18 protein-coding genes are annotated in these 22519 nt (G+C 69.1%); 2 read left to right on the top strand and 16 right to left on the bottom strand.

The window, feature by feature from the left end:
* Positions 1–126 precede the first annotated feature (126 nt).
* A complete protein-coding gene (gene mobF, locus ACGFI9_RS33515) occupies positions 127–4383 on the bottom strand; it encodes a MobF family relaxase (RefSeq protein WP_393184452.1) in 4257 nt (1418 codons plus the stop codon).
* A gap of 234 nt (positions 4384–4617) precedes the next feature.
* Here mobF and ACGFI9_RS33510 point away from each other — a divergent pair, with 234 nt between their 5' ends.
* A complete protein-coding gene (locus ACGFI9_RS33510) occupies positions 4618–5043 on the top strand; it encodes a hypothetical protein (protein ID WP_393184450.1) in 426 nt (141 codons plus the stop codon).
* Positions 5044–5171: 128 nt separating this feature from the next.
* Here ACGFI9_RS33510 and ACGFI9_RS33505 read toward each other — a convergent pair whose 3' ends face one another.
* The 15 genes from ACGFI9_RS33505 to ACGFI9_RS33435 all read right to left on the bottom strand — a co-directional run bounded on the left by ACGFI9_RS33505 (position 5172) and on the right by ACGFI9_RS33435 (position 21290).
* Positions 5172–5540, bottom strand: a complete 369-nt coding sequence (locus tag ACGFI9_RS33505) for a hypothetical protein (RefSeq protein WP_393184448.1) — start codon at positions 5538–5540, stop codon at positions 5172–5174.
* Positions 5541–5738: 198 nt separating this feature from the next.
* Positions 5739–6380 (bottom strand): GGDEF domain-containing protein, encoded by a 642-nt coding sequence (locus ACGFI9_RS33500; protein WP_052744849.1) that lies wholly within the window; start codon positions 6378–6380, stop codon positions 5739–5741.
* 238 nt (positions 6381–6618) lie between these two features.
* Positions 6619–8145 (bottom strand): hypothetical protein, encoded by a 1527-nt coding sequence (locus ACGFI9_RS33495; protein ID WP_393184447.1) that lies wholly within the window; start codon positions 8143–8145, stop codon positions 6619–6621.
* A gap of 508 nt (positions 8146–8653) precedes the next feature.
* On the bottom strand, positions 8654–9427 hold the full coding sequence (locus tag ACGFI9_RS33490; protein ID WP_393184445.1) for a hypothetical protein: 774 nt from the start codon (positions 9425–9427) through the stop codon (positions 8654–8656).
* 161 nt (positions 9428–9588) lie between these two features.
* Complete coding sequence (locus ACGFI9_RS33485) at positions 9589–10008, bottom strand: hypothetical protein (protein ID WP_393184444.1); 420 nt, start codon at positions 10006–10008, stop codon at positions 9589–9591.
* 277 nt (positions 10009–10285) lie between these two features.
* Positions 10286–12223 (bottom strand): ParB N-terminal domain-containing protein, encoded by a 1938-nt coding sequence (locus ACGFI9_RS33480; protein ID WP_393184442.1) that lies wholly within the window; start codon positions 12221–12223, stop codon positions 10286–10288.
* Positions 12139–12675, bottom strand: coding sequence for a hypothetical protein (locus ACGFI9_RS33475; protein ID WP_393184441.1), 537 nt, complete (start codon positions 12673–12675; stop codon positions 12139–12141). Before ACGFI9_RS33475 ends, ACGFI9_RS33480 begins: the two co-directional genes overlap by 85 nt.
* A gap of 200 nt (positions 12676–12875) precedes the next feature.
* On the bottom strand, positions 12876–14015 hold the full coding sequence (locus ACGFI9_RS33470; protein ID WP_393184439.1) for a DUF932 domain-containing protein: 1140 nt from the start codon (positions 14013–14015) through the stop codon (positions 12876–12878).
* Positions 14016–14604: 589 nt separating this feature from the next.
* On the bottom strand, positions 14605–15129 hold the full coding sequence (locus tag ACGFI9_RS33465) for a hypothetical protein (protein ID WP_393184438.1): 525 nt from the start codon (positions 15127–15129) through the stop codon (positions 14605–14607).
* A 383-nt stretch (positions 15130–15512) separates the two neighbouring features.
* The gene (locus tag ACGFI9_RS33460) at positions 15513–16121 is read right to left on the bottom strand and encodes a LuxR C-terminal-related transcriptional regulator (RefSeq protein ID WP_393184437.1); all 609 of its coding nucleotides are present in this window, start codon (positions 16119–16121) and stop codon (positions 15513–15515) included.
* Between the two features lie 182 nt (positions 16122–16303).
* Positions 16304–17425, bottom strand: a complete 1122-nt coding sequence (locus ACGFI9_RS33455; protein ID WP_393184436.1) for a hypothetical protein — start codon at positions 17423–17425, stop codon at positions 16304–16306.
* Positions 17426–17508: 83 nt separating this feature from the next.
* Positions 17509–18147, bottom strand: coding sequence for an N-acetyltransferase (locus ACGFI9_RS33450; protein WP_393184435.1), 639 nt, complete (start codon positions 18145–18147; stop codon positions 17509–17511).
* Positions 18148–18186: 39 nt separating this feature from the next.
* Positions 18187–18861: a GPP34 family phosphoprotein gene (locus ACGFI9_RS33445; RefSeq protein WP_393184434.1), complete on the bottom strand. Its 675-nt coding sequence runs from the start codon at positions 18859–18861 to the stop codon at positions 18187–18189.
* 12 nt (positions 18862–18873) lie between these two features.
* A complete protein-coding gene (locus tag ACGFI9_RS33440) occupies positions 18874–19887 on the bottom strand; it encodes an acetamidase/formamidase family protein (RefSeq protein ID WP_393184432.1) in 1014 nt (337 codons plus the stop codon).
* A complete protein-coding gene (locus ACGFI9_RS33435; RefSeq protein ID WP_393184431.1) occupies positions 19884–21290 on the bottom strand; it encodes an APC family permease in 1407 nt (468 codons plus the stop codon). The genes ACGFI9_RS33440 and ACGFI9_RS33435 overlap by 4 nt, the downstream gene beginning before the upstream one ends.
* 309 nt (positions 21291–21599) lie before the next feature.
* Here ACGFI9_RS33435 and ACGFI9_RS33430 point away from each other — a divergent pair, with 309 nt between their 5' ends.
* Positions 21600–22499 (top strand): radical SAM protein, encoded by a 900-nt coding sequence (locus ACGFI9_RS33430; protein WP_393184544.1) that lies wholly within the window; start codon positions 21600–21602, stop codon positions 22497–22499.
* Positions 22500–22519 lie beyond the last annotated feature (20 nt).

Here is a 22519-nt window from a genome sequence, read left to right as displayed (position 1 = left end):
GCTGCGCTTGCGGCGGCGAGAGCCGGTGCTAGCTCGTCCTAGTCGATGATGACGCCGGACACGGGTATGCGTCAGGCCGGGTGGCGCGGTTGCCGCCGTGACTTGTCGACGAGGGCGGTGGGGTCATCAATCGATCTCCGTTTCGCTGCTGTCGAGATGGGTGGTGATGCGCTGGTGTGCGTCGTGCGCGTGTTGGCGCAGGTGCTCGGGGACGGGTGTGGCGTGAGGCGTTGGGCGAGTGTCGTTCACCGCGTGGACGCGGGCGGTGGTGGCGGCGACGGCCTCGGCGTGGGCCGCGTTGCGGCTGGCGGCGCGGCGGACCTGTTCGGCGGCGGCGGCGAGGCCGGCGTAGCGCGTCGGTAGGGCGCTGTCGTACCAGCGTTTCCATGCCGCGTGCTGACCGTCGAGGACGGTGGCGCGTCGGCTGTGCTCGGCCATCTGGTGGTCGAGGCTGGCCAGCTTCTGCTGAAGGCTGCCGACCTGGTCAGCCGCTGCGGCGGCATGGGTGTGCAGGTTGCGTTGTGCGGTGAGGCGTCGGGTACGTGAGGGGCCGCGGTGCCACCAGCGGGGTTGCAACCGTTGCGCGCGCAGCACGGTTTGGCGGTGCGTGGCGTCGGCGGTGCTGAGCAGCTGGACGAGGTCGTGGCGTTGGTGTGTGGCGTCGGTGAGAGCCCGGTAGGTGGTGCGCAGCTCGTCGGCGACGTAGGCCGGTGCGGCGTTGTCGGCAGCGTGCTGCGCCGTGATGAGGCGGGTGAGTTCGGCCTCGGGTGCGGTGGTGAGCTTGCCGGCGAGGGTGGCGGCGCCGAGGACGAGTCGGGCCCGGTGCCAGGCGTTCCAGCGGGCGATGTCGCTGGTGCGGGGTTCGGGCCCGATGGGGTGGTCGCTGGTGAGTTGGTAGGTGTCGCGGTAGGCGGCGATGACCTCGGCGCGGGTGAGCCATTGTTGGCGGCCGGTGTCGTCGGTGGGGATGTCGCCGAGGGCGAGGCTCCAGGCGGGCCGGGTCTGTGCGGCGAGGTGCGCGAGTGCTTCGGCTCGGCGATCGCAGATGGCGGCGACCTGGCGAAGCGCGTCACCGATGTCGCCGGTGAGGTCGGCCGGGAGGCGGTCGGTGTGGGTGCGCCAGTGTTCTGGGTGTTCGGCGACGGCGGGGTCGGCGGTGGCTCGTTGCATGAGGCGGTCGATGCGCCAGCTGAGGACGGCGGCGATTTCGTCTGCGGTGTCGAGTTCGCGTACGCGGATGACGCGGCGGAGGACGTCGCGGGGTTCGTGTCCGGCGGCGGCGTAGGTGGTGAGTCGGCTGATGAGCGCCGGTAGGGCGAGGTCGTGGGCGAGCTGGTCGGCGAGGGTGGGGCCGCTGAGTTGGCGGACGATGGCGAGGTATTCGGGGATGCGGGCGCGGGCGGTGAGGTCGTCGTAGATGGGCGTCCAGGTGTGCAGGGCGTCGGCGTCGGCCCAGAGCTGCTGTTCGGTTTCGGTGGCGGAGCGCTCGGGCGCGTTGCGGCGCATGATGTCGGCGAGCACGGCGACGCGGGCGGTGGGCGGGGCGGGTGGGGTGCCGTCGCGGGGGTCGTCGTCGGTGACGACATACGCCTCGTTGAGCGTTCGGCCGCGGGTGAGCATGACGTAGACGCGGGCGAGTGAGGTGTTGTCGTCGATGAGCGCGCGGGCGGTGTGGACGGTCTGTCCTTGAACCGAGTCGACGGTTTGGGCGTACGCGAGATGGGTGTGCCGGGCGGTGTAGGCGGCGGGCAGGACGGCGGCTGTGCTGGTGGTGGTGTTGGTGACGTGGAGTTGCCCGTCGCGAGTGATGGCGTTGATGCGCCATTGGTCGCGGTTGGTGACGTAGTCGGGGCCGGCGGCGATGCGCCGGTCGTTGCGGCGGGTGACGATGGTGTCGCCCACGCCGGCGAGGTTGCCGTCCTGCAGGCGGACGGCGCGGCCGGGCTGCACGTGGCCTGCGGTGATGAGCAGGTTGCGGGCGTGGTGGGCGATGTCGCTGGCCTCTTCGGTGGTGTCGACGAGCATCATGCTGCGGCGGCCGGCGGTGATGTCGGCGAGCCATCGGGTGAGCATCTGGTTGACGAGGTGGCGGCGGTGACCGCCGACGAGGCGCCCGTGCCGGTCGTACTCGTTTAGGACGGTGGGGTCGCCGTGGCGGAGCCGTAGCGAGGCAGGGCCTTCCCAGGCGTGGGTGAAGCGGTGTACGTGCGACAGGGAAGTGGTGACGCCCAGGGTGGCGAGGTAGCGGAGCAGCCCACCGGGTCCGACGGCGGATGTCTGGTTGGGGTCGCCGACGAGGATGAGCTTGCCGCGTACCTGGTCGAGCTGGGCGGTGATGCGGGCAAGGTCGTGGCTGGAGACCTGGGATGCCTCGTCGACGATGACCCATTGCCCGGGTGCGAACTGCCAGTCGCGGGTGTTGCTGTCGAGCGGGGGGCGATGGTGGGCGTGCAGCCACCGCGCGATGTTCTCGGCGCGCAGGGTGGTCCCGTCAGGCTGGCGGGTGGCGTCGGCGAGCAGGTTGGCGGCGACCTGGCCGACGGTGAGACCGAGCACCGGTATGCCTGCGGTGTGGGCGGCGGCGGCGACGGCCCGCTGAAGGTGCGTCTTGCCGGTGCCGGCGGGGCCGATGACGCCGGTGATGCGCCGGTCATCGCCGATGAGGAACCGCAGCGCGTCGGCTTTCTCGCCGGACAGGTCCAACTGCTCGATGGCGGCGTTGACGAGCTCGGCGGGTGCGGGCCGTGCACCGCGTTGACGGGCGTAGGCGATGACCTGGTGCTCGGCGGCGAGGACGGCGTGGGTGGTCAGGTGCAGGTCCCGGTGGCGGGTGTATTCGCTGTGCTGGTCGCTAGCACGTTGCAGGCTCGGGCCCCACTGCACGAGCGCTGGGGGAGTCAGGACACGCAGGCCGGCGGCCCGCTCGGCGACGGCGCGCGCGGCGAGGCTCTGCACGCGTTGCCAGTCCGCGGCGGGCGAGTGCCCGGGTGTGATGTCGAGGACCTGGCCGATGGCGAGTTCGAGGTGGTCGCGGCTGAAGACGGCGCGTTGGCGGCTGAGTGTGTGCACGGCGCGGGCGACCGCCAATCGGTCGTCGGCGCGGACGGCTGCGTCGATGACGCGCGTGCGGTGCGCGCGGGGGACGCGAAGCTGGGCGGCGGCGTCCCGTAGCGTGGCTTCGTCCAGGGCGGCGGGGTCGGCTGCGAGACGGCGGGCCCGGCGCAGCACCCGCATGGCGATGGCGGCGGTGTCATCGTGCGCGTGACCGGCGAGAAGACGGTGGATCTGCCCTCGGGTGTCGAGGCCCATCTTGCGGTCTTCGGCGAGCCAACGGCGTACGGCCTCGTGGGTCGACTCGGCGCCTTTGTGCGGGCGGCGCGTGCGCAGGGTGGCGTCCTGGGCTCGAGTGCGCCACCGTCGCGGTGTCATCCGTTGAAGCGGGGACGCGCTGCGGTGGATCTCCTCGGTGATGGCGGCGCGGCGTTTGGCCCAGTGGCGCAGGGAGTCGTCGCTGATGCCGACGATTTCACGGATGCCGGTGTCGGGCCGTGAGGCGAAGGTGATGCCGCGGCGCTGGCGTAGCTCGGCTTCGACGGCGCGTTCGTAGGCGACGCGGGCGCCGATCGCGGCGCGGTAGAGGGCTCGGCCGTCGAGGGCGAGCCACTGGGGTTTCGCGTCGTGGCTGTGGGCTTGAACTTTGGCGGAGACCACGATGTGCGCGTGGAGTTGGGGGTCACGTTCGCGGCTGAGGCGGTGGTCGAAGACCATGGCCGCCAGGCCGGCGGTGTCGAGTTGGCGGACGCCCCCGGCGCCGGCGCGGGCGTAGGCGCCGTGCCGTTGCAGGTGCTCGAGCACGACCCGTACCCCGGCGTGATGGGCGGCCATGACGTCGCGTTTGACGTCGTCGTCACCGAAGGCCCACAGCAGCGACACGGACTTGACCGGGGACACGGTGACGTCGAACGCGGACACCGCGCGGCGCTCCGGGGCGGTCATCGCGTCGTACCACGCCTTGTCCCGCTGTTCGACCGTGGCGTCGTCGGGCAGACGTGACAGCGCTCGCTGCGCGGCTGCGGCACGGTAAGCGTCGGTCTGCGGCGCGTAGGTGCGCCATCGCTGTCCGAGCTGGTAGCCGGCGCGCGGATGGCGTCCCTGGCCGACGAGGAACCGCATCTGGCTCTCGGTGACCCAGCCGCTCATTCCGAGCACTGCGGCGCCGGCGCCTGCCCACCAGCCGGGGCTCTCACCTCGCGCCGTCGGGTCCATGTAGTACGGGGCCGGGCCCCCGGCGGTCGGGGCGCGCATGTCATGTCGGCCGGCCGCGACCTGCTCCATCAGATAGCGATATCCGCTGCCGGGTGAGATTCGCGTGATGGACAACATGGGAAAACCGTAGAACATCAACTAGAAGGTGGGTGGCGGAGAATGCAAGAGGGTGTGTCGCCTTTAAGGGAGCGAGAATCGTCAGGGCGGCTGTTCTTGCAGGTAGAAGGCCATGTGGTCGGTCGGAGTGAAGGTCTGAGGTGATTCCTGAAATTGCGGCCAGGATCGAACGAATAGACAAACGGGCGGGCTCGGGATGTGTTGGTGGGATCGGGAAGCCGCTACGGTCGGGATATGGCGAGTCGAACGGGGAATGATGCAGTCCGTGCGCTTCGGGCGCGGCAGGAGGTCGAGCGGCGTGCGGTGCGGGCTGTCGAGCAGTCTGCCTCGGCGCTTGCGGATGCTGCCGAGCGGCGGCGCGAGTTGCTGGCAAAGGTAGACGGGGAGATGCGGGACGCAACGGCGGCACACGAACTGTCGGTGGTGGTCCTGGCGACGATTCTCCGTGACGACGGGTTGGCCGCAGAGCTGGCCGGTGTGGACGTGAGCAGGGTCCGGGCGCTGCGCCGGACGGTGGACGGTAAGGCGGTGCGCGAGCGCATCACGCAATTGGGGTCGGTGGTGCCGCGTCGTGGCCGGCCGCCTGCGCCGGAGGTCGTATCGCGCGGGGGCGTGATGGGTGATGTCGGGTCAGCCGCCGGCCTGGCGGACGGCGGCTGACCCGCGGATGCGCTGTGGGACGTGGGGTGAGAGTCGGGAGCGGCAGCCGGCGGCGGCGTGCTCGATGCGCGCCGACGACGTCCCGAGTGTGCAGCCCGGCCGCTGCGTGCGGCCGGGTGGGCGCGGGGTCAGGGGTGCTGGCCGAGCAGGCGTCCGGGGTCGCCGGTGGTGGTCCATCCGGCGCAGTCGCTGAACAGTCGGTGCGCGCTGTGGGCGAGCGTGATCGGGTACAGGTTGGGGCGCTGCACGTAGTGCTTGCCGTGCTGCCAGAGGTCGAGCAGCATCGCGGCCAGTCGCAGGGTGGCGCGCATTCGTCCGGGGTTGCAGTCCTCGCAGTGGTGCCGGCGGGCGTACTTGATGAGTGCGACGGTTGCGGCGCGCAGTTGCACAGCGGTGGTCAGGTCGTGGACCGGCTTGGTGGGCCACGCGGGGCGGTGGTCGCACAAGTCGAGGTGGCTGATGACGTGCGCCATGCGGCGGCGGGCGTCGTCAAGCATGGCCAGGATTTGACCGGCGCGGCGGACGGCGGGCGTTGCCGCCGGGATCAATGCCGTGGGTGCCGTGAGGGCAGACATAGGGGCTCCTCGTGTTGGCGTTCGTGTGGGGCGGCGGTGTTCGCCGTTCCGCCCGGATGGCGCGCGTGGTGCGAGGGGGAGGGGCGGCCCGGGTGGGGTGACCCGGGCCGCGCCGGGGCGTTAGCGGTAGCGGCGGCGTGAGGTGGCTGCCTTGGTGGCGGTGGTTGCGGTGGTGTGGTGCCACACCTGGACGGCTGCGCCGTGGCGCTTGGCGTCGTACATAGCAGCGTCAGCCCGAGTTAGCAGGTCGGAGGCCGTACGGGTGCCGTGGTCGGCTATCGCGAGGCCAACGCTTGCGCGGCAGTTGACGGGCTCACCGAAGATCGCGAGCGTGCTGCGGTCGAGGGCATCGGCTGCGGCGGTGGCGTTCTCGCGGCTGGTGCGTTCGCCGCCGTCGGTGACGATCAAGAACTCGTCGCCGCTCATTCGGCCGATGTAGGCGGCGGGTAGGTCGAGTGCGGTGAGGGTGTCCGCGACGTGGATGAGCAGGCTGTCGCCTGCGGCGTGCCCGTGCTGGTCGTTGATCGCTTTGAAGTCGTTGAGGTCGAGCAGGGCGACGCTGACGGGCCGGGCGCGGTCGGCCAGGAGCGCGTTCAGGTGGCGCAGCAACGCGCGGCGGTTGGGCAGGCCGGTCAGCGGGTCGTGGTCGGCCTCGTGGCGGGCGGTGGCGAGGGCGGTGCGAAGTCGTCGGTTTTGTAGCAGGAGTGCGACGAGGTTGGCGGTGGTAATTGCGAGCAGGATCGTTTGCCACGCCGTGTGCATTCGGGTGCTCCCTGGGGTTGGGGTTTGTGTGGTGCGCGGTGGGGGTTCGCCGTCCCCTCCGAACAATCATTACTATACCTAATCTGATGGTGTCGGTCTATCCAATTCGCCCCGCACCGTCGAGAAACCTCAATGATTTGATGTGCCGGCGGCTACGCCGATCACGCTTTCATTTGTCGGGGTGTTGCCATCGACGGGTAACAGGGGAGCCGGCGCGGCCGGCTCCCCTGTTACGTCTCTACGGCTGGTGTCGCCTGCGGGCGTCGCCGAGCACGTGAACCTGATCGGTCAGGATGAGCGGGGCGTCGGCCGGTCCCTTGATGTGAGGACGGACGTAGGTTCGGCGGCGCAGTGCGCGGCCGGGGCCGTAGGGCTGCTGCCGGAAGAATCCGGCGACCCACCATCGGCGGGTGTAGACGCGCGTGGTCGTGCCATCGGGGCTGTCCTGGCGGGCCTGCTGCTTGCGTCGCAGCCGTACCAGCCGCACCGTTGGCGCAGGTCGGTTGGCGCGCTGGTATGCCTTGCGCGTCGCCTTGTCGGCTGGTTCCTCGGTGACCTCGGCGTCGGGCTGCGTCGACAGGATCCACGTGGCGATCAGCGAGCACAGCATCACGCGCGTCTGTTCGCTGTTGGGTGCGTACGGCTGACCGAAGCGCAGCCCAGCGCCGCTACTGACCGGGGCGAGCCAGCCGATGCGCTCGCGCAGCCCCTGCAATTCCAACTCGGTGGGCTGCTGACCCTGTAGGAGGGTTTCGGCGGGGGTGTAGAAGGTGATCCAGACGCCACCGGGGATCGGTCCCCACTGCGCCGCGACGATAGGCACTGCTACGCCGGTCTGCGGCTCTACCGGCCGATAGATCGGCGTGTGCCAGACGACCAGGCCGTCAGATGCCGGCATCTCGACCTGCTCGACGCGCACGTCAGGAAGATCGCGCGCCGCGTGCGCGGCGAGGGCGGTGAAATCGGGGTCGATCCAGAACACGCGTCCGTTTTCCGCGTGGTTTGCCATTAGGGCGGTGTACTGGCGCAGTGCTTCGGGGTTGTGGGCGTCGACGATCGCGGCGGGGGCGTCGACTGGTGCGCCGGGGAACAGGTGTCCGGGGACCTTGTACGTCTCGCCGCTGTCGAGCAGGCGCAGGAGATGCGAGCCGCCGGACGTGCGCCAGAAGCGCACGAGCCGATCCCGCACCTTCGGCAGCATCTGCGGGCGCAGCGACCGTACCTCGAGGGCGGGAGCGGCGTCCTGCGCGGGAGGGCGACTGCGGTTGTTCGCCCTGTAGGGGAGCGGTTGTCGTGCCGGTGTGCTGGGAGTGGCGGCGAAGAGGGCTTGGTGCAGGGGTCGGAAGAAGCTCTGCGCGTCGTCCGACAGGCCACGGCGGCGGGCGCGTTTGACGGCGCGAGCGGTCAGCCCTTCAGGGTCGCGTTGCTCGACCAGGCGCGCGCATCCCTCGCACGCTGCCCAACTGCCGCCGAGGTTGTGCATCGCCATGCCGCTGACGTCGGCTGCGGTCGTCATGGCGATTTCGAGTTTTGCGAAGGTGAACGACGCCACCGGGCGAGGCGCGGAGCAAAAGTCGCACGTCATTTCGACGTGCGGGAGCTGTCCGAGCGGCACCGGGTTGGGTTCGTGGTCGTGGTTGCTGTGGCGGGGATGAAGGAACGTCCGTCCGCCGGCCGGGGTGGTGATCACGGTGAGGGGTACGCCGCACGTCGTGCAGCCGTAGCCCTCGACGATCGGCGGAGTGCCGATGTCGTGGGAGTTCATGTGTCTCCTTTGGGTTGGGGTTTGTGTGGTGTGCGGTGGGGGTTCGCCGTCCCCTCCGAACAATCATTACTATACCTTTTCCGGTGGTGTGGATCTATCCGATTCGGCCTGGATGGTCGAGAAATTTCGATGATCTTGACGGTGGTTTGCCGGCGGCTAAGCCGATCACGCTGCCGTGTACGGACACGGCGCGTCCCCCACTTCCTTTGGCGGTGGGGGGCGAGTTCACTCGACCCGCGGCGCGCGCAGTGGAGGTCAAGTCCGGGCGCGGGGTTTCGAGGAAAGATCATGCGGGGTGTGCATGATGTTTCCGAGCCGCGCCCGGACTTGACCGGAGCGAGCACGTCGCTAGCCTGTTGCGTCCCCCACCGGTGAAGGGGGTTTGGGCAGTGCGGCCGGAGGCCGCTTCCGGTTTACCCGGCCCGCCAGGGCCGGGCGTCTCGTGAGCGGAAGTACGGTGATCGGTCGGGGTCGGCGGCAGCCCTACGCCGAGGGCTAGCTGAGCAGATCAGGGGTGGGATGGTGTGCCCTGCTCGTCCAGGATGGCCCACAGCGTTTCGCGCCTCCACTTGCGGCGGTAGCGCCCCTTTGGGCCTGCTGTCTGCTCATCGGCGCGCTCCAGCACGCGACTGGGTAGGGCGTTGGCGGTGCTGTAGCCGAGCACTCGGGCGGCTTCCGCTTTGCCCACCAGTTCGTCCGGGTTGCCGGAGCGGTCGGGGTGGCCGTGGGGAGTGCCGGCCGGCCGTCCGGTGCGCGTCGCGCCTCCCTTGCCGATGCGGTTTTCCGCGATCTCCCACACGGTGCGACGCTTCCACCGTCTGCGTTTGCGGCCGGATGGGGTCAAGGATTCGTCATCCACCTGTTGCTGCAGCCGCAGCCACACGGGGTTGTTTCCGGCGAGGGCGCTTCGGTCGCGGTAGCCGAGGATGCGAGCCGCCGTCGCGGTGTCGACCAACTCGTCCGGGTCCCCGGAGCGGTCGACGCTGTCGCGCGCGCTGCGCGTGGCCTGTTCGCGTGGCAGTTCGTAGTCGGCGATGTCCTGGCGGTGCCATGTGCGGCCATCGGCGGCGCGCTCGGGGAAGCCGTTGCTGTCGCGCTCGCGGTAGAGCCGGTCGAGGTGGCTTACGGAGATGCCGAGCATCGCCGCTGCTTCGATCCGGTTCACGACATCGTGGCCGTGTGGGGAGCGCGTGGACATGGAGTGATGATGCCGTACGCACTGGTTGGCGAGCCGAATGGTCGGCGGATGGCGGTTGAGGACGCTTCTCATGGTCTGCTTCACGGTCGCTGGCTGGGGGCTGCCGTACGATGAGCGGCACGCTCCGGCGTAAGGGTTCGTTGGGGCCCGTGTGGCGTCGGATGCCAGGCGGCCGGGGGGAGTTCGCCAAACTAACCCCCCGGCCTCCGCCGAGCAGTCGCCCCAAGGGCGCTGGGGCGCTGTGGTCACTGGCCCTGCGGTGGGTGGTGCCGGGCATTGGGAAGGCACCGTCGTGCGGCGCGCGCCAGGACCCCGTATTGCGTGTCGCCCCTGGCGATCACGTGCCCGGTCGGCAGCCTGCGCGCCACGTACTCGCAGCGCTGGGCGTCCCATCCTCCGACGCAGACGGGCGATGGTTCGGTGATCATGTCCCATCGTTCACCGTCGGTGCCGTTGATGTGGACGTGGAACTCGCGGGTGAGAGTCCACCTGTCGCTGTAGGTGTCGAGCCGGAGGCCGTGGGGATTGTTGTCCCGGAAGAGGCGCCAGCGGCCATCGCCTCCGAGCAGCCGCGCGATATCCCGCTGTCCGTCGAGCGGGGCTTGGCCAGGTGGGTGCCGTACTGGTGTGGTGGTCGCGTTCTGGCTGAGCGGCCGGTTTGGCATGGTCGAATCCCGTGGGTTGGTGTGGTGGGCCTCCGGAGGTTCGCCGTCTCCGGATAAAGGTCATTACTATACCCGCATCGGGTGTGTGGGCTGAGCGCGGATTGTGGCGCACGCGGAGCTGGCAGGGCGGGCCGGCTGCGGACCTGATGGGACGCGGACGTGTTCCGGCCCGTCCGGTGGCCGCGGGAGCAACGGCCTGGAGCACGACGGGCTCGGGACAAAATCGGTCTTGGGTGGTGCCGGTCGGGGGCCGGTTGTGGCCCCCGACCGGCAGCGGCTAGGCGGCGAGGTTGTACGCGGTGTCGGGGTCCGCCTCCCCGTCGGTGTCTGCGGTGTCAGCAGCAGCGGCGGTTGCCGCGTCAACGCCGTGGCCCTCGCTCTCTGCCTGCTCGGGTTCGTCCTCGGTGCGGGCAGGCTGCGGGTCGTCTGGCTCCGTGTTCGTGGCTACGGCGGGGGCCGTTCGCCGGTTCGTGGTGCGGTTGGCGACGCCGTCGATGATGAGCTGTTCGACCTTGCCGACCTGGAAGCCGTTGGTGATGCACCACTGCAACCACTTCGCGACGGCCGGGTCCGGGGCACGCCAGGAGCTGCGGGTGATGGCGCTTTCGTTCGCGGCGGCGATGGCGGCCAGTGAGATGACCGTGTAGCGGGCGTCGCTGACGCGGGCGGGGACGCGGCTGGTGCCGGCTCGCTTGGTCTTGCCGGGCGAGAGGAGGTCGTCCAGCATCTTGCGGCCGCCGTTGATCCAGGTGGACAGGATGTAGGCGGAGTCGGCCAGCATTTCTGCGATGAGCTTGTTGGTGCCCTTGGGTGGGGTCTTGGCGGCGAGCAGGTTGGTCAGCCACTCGCGGCGGACGGTGTTCGCGGCTTCCATCAGCTTGTTGTTCTCGATGACGCGCCGCCGCTCGGCCTTCTGCTCTTCAGTCATGGGGCTGCTGCGGGCGACGTTCGTGCCGTAGCTGTATTGGGTGTGCCCGTGCTTGCGCCAGTCGGTGCAGTAGGTGCGTTCGGTGAGGCGGTGGTCGTAGGCCAGGCATAGCAGGACGGCGTGGCCGGAGCAGGCGCTGTGGTCCTCGGCATTGATGGGCTGGCCTTCGGCGTCGCGGAGGTCGGTGATGTCCTTGATTTTTGGGTCGTTGTAGGTGGGGTGGCAGTCGAGCAGGGTCACCCCGGCGGCGGTCAGCTCGGCGCGGCGCGCGGCTTCGGCTTCGCGGGCGTTACGGGCGGAGCGGGCCTGTTCGACGGCTCGGGCGAACGCGAACGGTCCGGCGTCTTCGGCTTCCTGCAACAGCGTTTCGATGGTGTCGGGTTCGTCGGTGAACTCGGCGAGGGCGGCGGCCTGGGTGAAGTCCAGCCCGAGTGCGTGGGTGCGCTCGGCCGTGTGCTTGCCCAGGGCGGCGACGCAGCGGCCGGCCTTGACCTGTTCGGGGTGGTAGCCGGTGCTGCGGGCGATCTCCTCGTCGCTCATGCCGTCAAGGGCGAGCTGCTGGATGCCTCGGGACACCTGCGCGGCGGTGGGGTCCTTGCGGTGGACCTGCCGCAACATGCTGATGATCTGCTCGCGGTTGCCGGCCAGGTCGTCCCGGACGATGGCCGGGATGTATTCCTGCTCGGCTTCGACGGCGGACCAGTACCGCTGCTCGCCGTCGATGATCAGATACGTGTCGTCGTCCAGCGGCGTGACGATGACCGGGGCGAGCAGTCCGCGAACGCCGTCCTCTTGCAGGTTCTCCACGATGCCGGGCAGGGCTTTGGCGTCGTCGCGGACGTTGTCGGGGTTGGGCTTGATCTGCTTGATGGGCAGCAGGTCGTAGTCGCCGGGCAGGGCGGGCTTGGCGACGGTGTGCTCGGTGTCGGCTGCCTCCGCCCGGTCGGTGGGGGTGTTCGACGGGTCGGGCAGTGCGTCCGGGTTGGGCTGGTCGGTCTCCGCGCTGGGCTGCGCTTCGGTTGCGGTGATCGTGAGCACCGGTGTGCTCCCTTCGGTTGTGGGTTTGTTGGTTGGCCGGTCAGGCCCGGGTTGCCGTCCGGTCCTGACCAGTGGTTTTGGGGCCGCTGCGTTCAGCGGCGCTGGCGTATCCGTGTCGGGTCGCTGCGGAGTTGCCAATGAATGGAGGAACGTCGCGCGGCGGGCTAGGCGGCTGTGGCGAGGGCGGTGAGGCTGGTGCGGGCGGCTGGTGCGGGCATGGCGCATTCGGTGCAGGTGGTGCTGTTCCACCGGTGTGGGCTTGCGCCGTCGCCGGCTGGGCAGGGGCGGGTTTGCAGGTCGCTGATGTCGGCGGCGTTGAGGCAGGTGGGGCAAAGCCCCCAATTGGCGGTCGAGGGACCGGCGATGGGGGAGTCACATTGGGCGCAGTACAGGCCGGCCTGGCGTAGTGCCTGGCCGATCACGTCGGCGGTGGTGACGGCGCGGCGGGCTGTTGCCGCGAGGTTCTTCCATGCGGCGGTGTTCTGGACGCGGCGCCAGTCCTCCGTGTTCAGGGCTGGGTCGTGGAGGCTGCCGGGGTCGTCGGCCTGGGCGCGTAGGTACGCCTCGACTTCTGCCCGGCCGAACAGCGGTCCGGTCCATTGGTAGGTGCGGGCGAGCACGGAGACGAGGTGTCGGGCGTCGGGCTCGGCAAGGTTGCGGGGCAGGGACACGCCGTGGGGCAACCCGATGAACAGGGGCATTGCTTCTCCCAAGGTGCGCAGCGGTGGGTTTCCAGCGCACGGCCGTGGGCGGGCTGAGGCCGGGTTGTTGTGGCCGTGCGGTGCGGGAGCGGTAGCCCGCGTCGGCGTGCTCGATGCGCGTCGACGCGGTCAGCCGTGCGGCTGGGCGCTGGGTCCGGGTGCCGCTGGCGGGTTGCGCCAGCGGCACCCGGGAGGTCGGGTCAGAGCGTGGCCGCGATTTCCATCGCCCGGATGCCGACGCCCTCCATCTCGTACGCGGCGTCGGGGTCGGTGAGGGTCTTTGCGGCGCTGGTGACGGCGTGCATGATGCCTCCGGCCGTGCGGTCGCCGCCGTCGATGAAGTGGTTCAGGATGAGCCGCTGCTCGTCCTCGGTGAACCGCAGCCGCTGGGCGACGACCCGGATGGTGTGGTCGGGGTCGGGGATCCGGCGGCCGGCCTTCTCCTCGATCTCTTCGATCTTGCGCTGCACGTAGCGGACGTCGAGGAATCGGCGCACGGCGTCGCGGGTCTGCTTACCGATCAGGTTGAGGTTCGCCTGGTGGGTGTCGTTGCTCCACCGGATGGTGCCCTCGTCCATCTTCGCGCCGAGGTGCACCGCTCGCAGGGCGTCTTTGGTGATGGTGAGGCCGTTGTCGCAGACCTGCACGACGATGCGGGGAGTGACAGTGAACGCGCCAGAGCCTGTCTCGCTGTTCGTGAAGACGAGACCGGCGAAGACGGTTGGGTTGTCCGCGCCGGTGGCTCCGGTGAAGGGGCTGCGGTAGTTGCGCAGCAGGTTGCGGGCGAGGCTCTTGATGGCCTCGGAGTGCACCCGGACGACCATCCGGCGCTCGCTCAGGTCGCAATCCAATTTGACGCTCATGCCCGACTCGCGGATGCCGGACAGGACGGCCATCAGCACGTCGAGGTTGTCGATGATCTTGTATCCGTCGCTAAGGAAGGCGCGCAGGATGCCGCCACCGTTGCCGTCGGACAGGCAGCGGGCGAGATAGCGCTTGCCCTGGCTGAGGTCGAGCCAGCCGTTGATGTTGGCGTCGTAGAGGTGCAGTGCCTGCGCGCGGGTCTTGCGCAGGTAGCTGGTGGGGATGCCGAGCTTTTCGCCGAGTCCCGCGTCGCCCAGTTCGGTGGGCCGGTAGAGCCCGTCGGAGGGGGTGACACCCGATTCGCTGAGGATGGGTTCCGCGCCGGTGATGCGCAGGTGTCCGGCCTCGGCTCGCAGCATCGCCGTGCCAGCGACGATGTCGAGCTTGTGCGCCTGCTGGAGGTCGAGGATGCGGTGCAGGTCCGGCAGCGTCGCGTGCCGGGCGGCCAGGGGGATGGTGTCGAGCGCGTTGCTCACCGTTGATCCCTTTCGGTTGGGGTGTTGGCTGCGAGGGCGGGGGTTGCCGTCCCCTCCCTCAGGTATTTAATGATACATGACGAGCACGACTGAGTCCACTTGGGATTGTCGAATGCGTGAAGTCCCCCGCGTGGTCAGTGAGTGACCCGTCGGTATTAATGACACGTGATTTACTGATGTTTTCTGCGGTGTTGAATGATGAATTAGGCGGCGCAGCCGGTTATGTAATTCTCGTCAGAGAGCCTTCCCGGTGGCCTGATCTTTGATCGACCATGTGTGGCTGTGGGCGTCAAGCCTGGGGTGTGGCTTGACGCCCACAGCCACACATGGTTGGCCCTGTGGGGTCAGGTCGCCGGGAAGGATCGGCGCTGCCTTCCCCTTCCCGGAGCCTGCCTCGCCGGCGAGGCGCCGCGGTTCAGCGGCGGGACGCTGACCCGGCTGGAGGCCATCGACCGAAGGTCGATTCAGCCCAAGCGGCGAGACGGCTGCCGGACCGGGCGGGCTAGCGGGCGTCGAGTGGTGCGAATGGGTCTACATCCGGAAGCAGTCGTCTTGCCTTACGGCAAATTCGCTTCAGGCAGCGGCTGCATTAGGAGTCACTGGTTGGCAAATCGGGCGGCGTGGCGCTGAGCACCTTCCCGCTCCGGGTGTTGATCCATTCCTGCACGCGTCTGCGTTTCCAGTAACGAGTAGATCCCTGTACTGGTGCGGGTTCTTCGCGGTCAGGCATGGGAAGGTAGCCGTCCTCGCCGCGGTCCCACGCGGCCTTGCTCATTCCGACGTACTTGTCCCACCCGCCCTGCGTGATGGTGAGAATCTCCCGGAACTCGGTGGCGGAGATCAGCTCCTCGGGGTCGCCGTTGAGGTCGACATGATGGACCCGCGCTCGGGAGGATTCCACGATCTGCGGTAGGAGGACATCCCGGACGTGCTTCAGCTCGTCGATGGGAAGCCACGCCTTCTTGTCCTGCTTGACCGACGCGGGCCAGCCTGACCCTTGGGCGCGCTGCTTCGGTGACGTCTTGAGCCGCACCGTCTGTTCGGACCGTCCGGTCAGCTCGGCTGCGCCGGCTATGTCCGTGTGTGGCCGGCCACCAATGTTCCGGATTTCCATGCCTACCCCTGCCTGCATCGGTGGCCAGCGGTTGGAACGGCCGGGGGAACATCGTCCGCGAACGGACGAAGCGGCAACCCCCCGGCCGCGTGATCCAACCAACAACCCCACCCACAAGCCCATCGCTAAGCGCCGGACGTGTGGCCGAAGCGGTGCAGATGGTAGCAGTCTGACTCTCGGTCGCCGAGGAGATCGACGGGCTGGTGCCGTAGGCACAGAGCAGGATTTCGCTGGTTCCGGCACCGCCCACTGCCGCCTCTGGTGGCAGAGCAGGACGTGGTACGTGGCGGTGGGTGGTGGTAGGGACACCAACGATCGAGCAGCTCAGCGGCGGGCGAGCCGTACCGCCAGATGCGCCTGGGAATTCCGCCCGCGTCATCGCGTCACTCGATGAAGCTGTTGCGGAGCGCGTAGGCGACGGCGTGGCAGCGGTTGCGCAGGTGGTAGCCGCTGGTCACGTCGTGCAGGACGCTCTTGATCGTCCGCTCAGAGTAGGAAAGCTTCGCGGCGATCTCGGCGGTATCGAAGCCGTCCGCGAGCAGGCGCAACACCTCGATCTCGCGGTCACGTAGTCCGGTGAAGCCCAGCCCGCGCGGCGCGAGCACGTCTCGTTGCAGCGCCCCGACCTGTTTGAGGAGCCGGCCGAGCAGATCTGGTGGGACGCTGCCTTCCCCGGCTGCGGCGGCACGGATCACCGAAACGAGACGGTCCGGGCTGGCCTCAGACCGGCGAACGATCCCTGCGACGCCGTGTTCGACGGCAGCGATGAGCCCGGCGTCGTCAATGTTGGTCACCACCAGCACCATCGCCGGGGCTTGCTGGATGCCCAGCGCGCGCAAGGCCCGCAGGGCCGGCTCGTCAACGCAGTCGGCGACGAGGAGCAGCACCTCCGGGCGGGGTCGCAGTTGGCTGATCACTCCGGCGCGGCAGATGACGTCGGCGGAGACCAGACCGACAAGGATGCGGGGTGCCGGAGGGTTCACCGTACGCACGGAATGTTCCCCCTAGTCGGACGGACGTACCGATGGCGGGCAGAGATCAGCACCCAGGTGTCACCGCTGTTTCGGTAGGGCAGGGCCATCCGCTCATGTCCGGTTGGGCTGCGTCAGTGGGTGCATCGGTCTTGCTGGGTGTGGTCACGGTGCGGATCCCCCGTCGAGAACGAGGCGACTGGTCACGTGTCCTGGTGCTGGTGGCCTGCGGCGGCGCAGTCGCGCCAGATGCGGGATAGGTGCCGGGTCATGCGGGCGGTGGCGGGATGGCCGGGGTGTTCGCGCCGGTGGGTGGTGATGGTGTCGGCGAGCAGGGTGCGGGCAGCTTGGCAGTGGCCGAGGGAGTGGAGGACGAGGGCGGTGGTGGCGTGGGTGGCGAGGGTCAGGTGGGCGTGAGGGCCAGCAGTGGTGGCGATATGTTCAGCGAGCTCTCGGTAGAGGTGGTAGGCGCGCTGGTGATGTCCGGCGCGCACGTGGGCGGCGGCGTGGAGGTAGAGGGCGCGGATGCTGCGCGGGTGGGTGGGCCCGTGGAGGCGGACGGTGCTGTGCTGGGCGTAGGCGGCCCAGGTGATGGCATCTGCGGGGTGGCCGAGGCGGAGTTGCAGTTCGGCTAGGAGGATGGCGGCCTCGGCGTGCAGCGGGTGAGCGGGCGCGGTGGCGGGGTCCACGCCGGCGAGGCTGTCGTGCAGAAGTTGCCGGGCGCGCAGTGGGTCGCTGAGGGTCAGGTTTCTGGCGGCGGCGACACGCTGTACGCGTTCGGTGTCGAGCCGATTGGACTCGAGCATCGGGGTGGCGCGCCAGGTGAGGGTGATGCTGGTGGGGGTGGCGCCGACGGTGACGCGGGCGAGAACGCGGTGGGCGTGGATTGCGGCGAGGTGTGGTGGTGTCGGCGCGCCGGTCGATTGGATGATGCGGGGCGCGTATCGCAGGATCGCCCGGCCAACCGTTGCGGCGATGGCCGCGGCGTCGATTGGCCGCGGTCGGCAGGTCCGCTGGCACTGATAGCCCTGCATGGAATCGTGTGGCTCGGTCTGGGTCATGGGTTGGTGGCAGAACCGGCAGTGCAACAGCTTTGCCGGCAAGTACGTCTCCCACGGGTCGGCGGCGTTGGCTGCGAGGCTGCCCGCCCGGTGTGGGGTTGGGGTGGTGGCTTTGGTGACCCATTTCTGGACGAGGCGCGGGTCGAGGTTCATCTGCCGGGCGACGGTGGTGACCGCGCCGTAGGCCCTTACGGCGCGGGCGTCCGCGACACGCTGGACGACGGCGTCGATGACGTCTGGCGGGTATCTGCTGGGAAAGGCCATGGCTGCGCGATTTCGTTTGGGGTAGTGGTCAGCTGGCGGTGGTTGTTGTCGGCCGGATCGGTTCGATGGCGAGGGGCGTCGGGCTACACATGTGAGTCCTGCCAGCGGTTGTCGACCGGACGGCTGGCGTTGACCGGCATGCTGCTGCTGCGGCGTGCGTCGCGGCGCATCGGGTGCAGGGTCGGGCCGTCGGGCAGGCTGATTTCCGGTCGGGGTGTGTAGCCGCAGCGGGCGAGCAGGTGCTCCCCGCCTGCCAGCGCGGTGGTCCAGGACGGCAGATCGATGCGGCTGATGAGGCTGCGGTGGTGGGCCAGCAGCGCGGCGCCTAGGCCGGTTCGTTGACGGGCCGGGGTGACGGCGAGAAAGGCGAGGTGGTAGTGCGGCTCGGTGGGCTGCCTGCCGGCGATGAGTGCGTTGAGGACGGCGAACCGGTCGGTGTGGGTGCCGGCGGCGTCCGCGAGCCGGGTCGCGTAGCTGGTCGGTGGTGGGATCGGACGGTAGCGGTGGAAGCCGACGGCGGCGGCGGTCAGGTCGTCGGTGACGTGGATGTCGCCGTAGAACATCGCGTGCTCCACCCAGATTCCGACGACATCGACCAGCACCTGGCGCCGCTTCGCGGGATCGGGTGCCAGCCACGCAGCGAGGGGGCTGGGGTGCAGGGCGTCGGCGATCAGCGCGGCGATCCGGTCCTTGTCCGCCCAGCGGGCAGTGCGGATATGCACAACGGTCTCCATCGGATTTGATGTCCTTGTGGTCTCGGTTCAGCGGTACGTGGCAGTGGCGAGGTCACCGACAGCCGCGTCGAGGGCGGTGGTGATGTCGCGCACCGACCGGTGGTGCTGGCCGGCAATGGCTTTCAGGTGCTCCGTCACGGCAGCGCTGTCGTCGTTGAGGTAGAGGTGGGTGGTCAGGCCGAGGGTGGCGACGAGGCCGGCGAGCGCGGCGGTGTGGTTGTCGGGCTGCTCCCGGCCTTGCGCGAGGTACCGCAGGCGGGCGCGGGCGACGACGGCCCATTTGGTCTCGGTGGCGAGGTAAGTATCCGTGCGGGCGAGGCCGCCGAGGCGTCGGCGAGTGACCTGCCGGAGGATCCCGGCGGCGACGAGTCCAGCGCGGGTGCGCTCGTAGAGGTCGTCGGCAAAGCCGCGCAGGAAGACCCGCACGGGTGGTGCGGCGCGTCCGTAGCGGATGGAGGCGATGGCGGTGTCGGCGATCAGGTCGCCGACCGGCTGGTCGGTATGCAGGCGTAGCCACCGGTCGCCGGCCTGGCGGTCGTCGTTCGGGTCGAGAACGATCCGCCCGGCGAGGAACAGGTCGATCAGGACCGCGCCAGCCAGCCCGAACGCCAAGGCCTGCCGGTGAATGTGTGGCTGGCCAGTGTCGTCGTCGTGGCCGAGCAGGAACAGCTCGTCGCGCAGCGGCAAGCGGGGGATAGTCATCAGCCCCGCCCTCTACCGGAGCCCGGCGGCGAGCTGCCGCAACCGGGCGTGCACGCCGCCGTAGGCTGGCTCGGACGTGGGGAGCAGGGTCTTGTCGACCGCGGCGAGGACGGTGTAGTTGGGGTCGCACACGTTGCCGATCGGCGCCCGCCCCGCCTGCGACACCAGCTGGTAGGCGTCGAGGGTCTCCAGGCCGGTCAGGGATCCCACCCAGCCGACGAGGTCGTGGTGGGCGATCCGGTATGCGTCCTCGAGCGGGCGGGCGCATCCGATCGCCATGATCGCCGTGTCGGTTTCCAGTCGCGGCCACACCGTCGGCACGCCTTTGATGACCTCGACGGTGAGGGTTGTGGTGGTGGCGATCTCGATGCCGACCCCGCAGGCCTCGCCTTCGCCCTGGCGGGCGTGGCCGTCGCCAAGGGCGAGCATCGCCCCATGCACGTTCACCCCGAGGTAGAGGGTGGTCCCGGCCCGGAGTTGCGGGGTGTCGAGGTTCCCGCCGTGAGTGTCGGGAACGATCGTGGAGCGGGCTTCGAACCCGCCGGGGGCGACCCCGATGGTGCCGATCATCGCCTCCAGGGGCAGGTCCACGGTGTGGTCGGTTTCGGTGGCGTGGAACCGCACCGTGCCGGTCTGCTGGTCGATGTCGTACACCCACACCCGCTCTTCGAGGGGTGGCTGCAGGGTGGCCGTGTGGGAGGTGGATGTGAGGGCGCCGAAGTGCGGAAATGTCGATGACACACCCCAGTCACGCGCCGGTGTGATGGAGGCGAGGTGGATGGCGAGGGTGTCGCCGGGCTCGGCGTCCTCGACGAAGAACGGCCCCGACACCGGGTTGAGGTAGGGCATGCGGCACACCTGCGACGGCAGATTCGCCGGCCCCCGCACGAGGCCGCCGAAGCAATCCTCGGTGGAGACTTCCAGCACGTCGCCGGAGCGCAGGTGGGCGACCGGCATCCGCCCGCCGAAGGTGTAGGCCAGCTCGTCCCGCGCCGGACGGTAGGCGATCTTCTCCATGGCGGTCACACCCGCTCCACGTCACGCCGCTGCGGCGCGGCGGGCGCCAGCCCGGACAGCACCGGCCGCCGACCCGACAGGTACAGGCCGGCGAGGACGATCACGCCGAGGGCGAGCCACGCCAGGCCGAGGCGCTGGGCGGCGATGTTGGCGTTGACCACCACGTAGGCGAGGATCGTGAACCCGATCGCCGGCATGACCAGGTGCGCCCACCAGTTGCGGCTGCGGCTGCGGATGAGGTGGTGCACGACCACGGAGACGTGCAGGACGAGGAAGGCGACCATCGCCCCGAAGTTGATCAGCGACGACAGCAGCGTGATTCCGTCGGACCGGGTGGCCATGTACAGGCCGAGGGCGAGGGACACGGCGCCGGTGAGCAGAGTGGCGTTGATCGGCACGCTGCGGCGGATCGACACCTTCGCCAGAAACGCGGGGAGCTGCCGGTCCCGGGCCATCGCGTACAGCAGCCGGGAGGTGGCGACCTGGGCGACCATCGAGTTCGGCAGGCCCCACGCGATCGCGGTGGCCACCGCGCACAACGTCGCCAGCCAGCTCCCGCCGGCGATCTGGGCGGCGTCGTAGAACGCGGTGCCGTTCGGATCCCCGTCGGCCAGCAGCCCCGACGGGTTGGGGACGAGCATCGCGGCCAGCCATGTCTGCGCGATGAACAACACTCCCGCCAGCACGAGCACCGCAGCCATGGCCCGGCCAATCTGCCGAGCCCCGCCCTTGGCCTCCTCAGCCAGCATGCTGATGCCGTCGAAACCCAGGAAGGACAGCACGGCGATCGACACCGCCCCCGCCACCACCGACGACGTGAAGGTGCCCGAGTTATAGAACGCCTCCCAACTGAACCGTCCCTTCCCCGAGGCGATCGCCCAGCCAGCGACGACGAGGAAGATCGCCAGGACGATCAACTCGCCGACCAACATCACCCGAGTAACGACTGCGGTCATGCGGATGCCAACCGAGTTGACGATCGTGTTGACGGCGACGAAGCCCAGCAGCCACGCCCACACCGGCACGGCAGGCACTGTGGCGTGCATCGCCACCGACGCCACCAGATACAACAGCCCCGGCACCAGGACGTAGTCGAGGAGGATCACCCAGCCGGCGAGGAAGCCGACCGGTGGGCTGATGCCCCGGCCTGCGTAGTTGTAGACGCTGCCCGACATGGGGAACGCCCGGACCATCTGGGCGTACGAGAACGCGGTGAACACCAGCGCCACCACACCGATCACGTACGCCAGAGCGACCATCCCGCCCGACCCTGCGTACACGCTGCCGAAGATCGCCATCGGGGCGATCGGCACCATGTACACGAGCCCATAGGCCACCAGGTCCCGGAACCGCAGCTGCCGGCTCAGCTCCTGCTGATATCCGTATTGGGCTAATTCATACTGCTCGTACATCCACAAGCCTCCTGTTCAAGGCGAGCCCGGAGCGAACTCGCGATACCGGGAACGCGTCTCGGAACTCCATGCCGCCTACGTAGGGACTGCCTTCGGCCGACTTGGCCGCCCGGCCTGCCCCAGAGCAGGCCGGCTGGGCATAGACGATTGCGTGATCAGGACGGTCAGCACAGCCCATGGTGGGGGCTCACCGTGGCACCCCACGGTGAGCTGTCCAAGCCGCATCGCCGGCGTGAAGGTGGATATCGGTCACCGTCGAAATAGTTTCGTCGGTTTGCCTTGGGGAGGTGGACCTTGCGCGTCTCAGCGATGACGTCTGACCCAGCGCCGTGGGAGTGGGAGTTCGACTGGCACCTGACGAACCGCTGCAACTTCTTCTGCGAGTACTGCCATCCGCAGATTCGCTATGTGCTGAACAAGAAGCACCTGAACGAACCGGATCCTGCGCTGGTCGTCGAGCGGTTCGAGGACCTCAACCACACATGTCTCGTGCACATGTCGGGCGGGGAACCGTTCCTTTTCCCCGGTTTCGTGGAGCTCTGCGCCGGGCTGACCCGCCGTAACTGGATCAGCATCAACACCAACCTGGCATCGCCTGAGCTGGTCGCCCGATTCGCCGCCGAGGTGGACCCCTCGCGCGTGGCCAAGATCGTCGCCGCCCTGCACGTACCGGAACGTGAGCGGCTAGGGTTGCCGCTGGCTGAGTACGCCGAGTCGTTCCGGATCCTGCGCGGTGGCGGGTTCGATGTGGTGGCGCTGTATGTGCTGTTCCCGCCGCTGCTGCCCAGACTTCGTGAGGACCTCGCCGCGCTGGCCGCGTTGGGCGTGGAGCCGTTGCGCGCCAAGGTGTTCAAGGGCGTCTACGAAGGCCGCCGGTACCCAGAGTCGTACACCGACGCGGAACGGCAGCTGATCCTGGCGAACTCCGGCGAGTACCACTTCAACCGGCCGTACCTCGACGGGATGCTTGCCTTCCGCGGCCAGCCCTGCACCGCAGGCACGACCTCCTTCAAGGTGACGGTGACCGGCGAGGTACGGCGATGTGCGTCGGTGCCGACGAGCTACGGAAACCTCTACGACGGCACCTTCCAACCGGCCGCCGTACCGGAGCCCTGTCCCGCGAGACGTGTCCTCGTTCTGTCGCAGTGCATGGCGTACCTCGTCGACCCGCCGCAGCCTGCGGCCTCCGTCACCGCCGCGCGTCCATGAATAGGAGAGGAGGAAGCGCA

Source organism: Micromonospora sp. NPDC048930 (assembly GCF_043197935.1).
Classification (GTDB): domain Bacteria; phylum Actinomycetota; class Actinomycetes; order Mycobacteriales; family Micromonosporaceae; genus Micromonospora.
The sequence above is the reverse complement of the archived record's forward strand: the minus strand, read 5'-3'. Positions and strand labels throughout refer to the sequence as shown.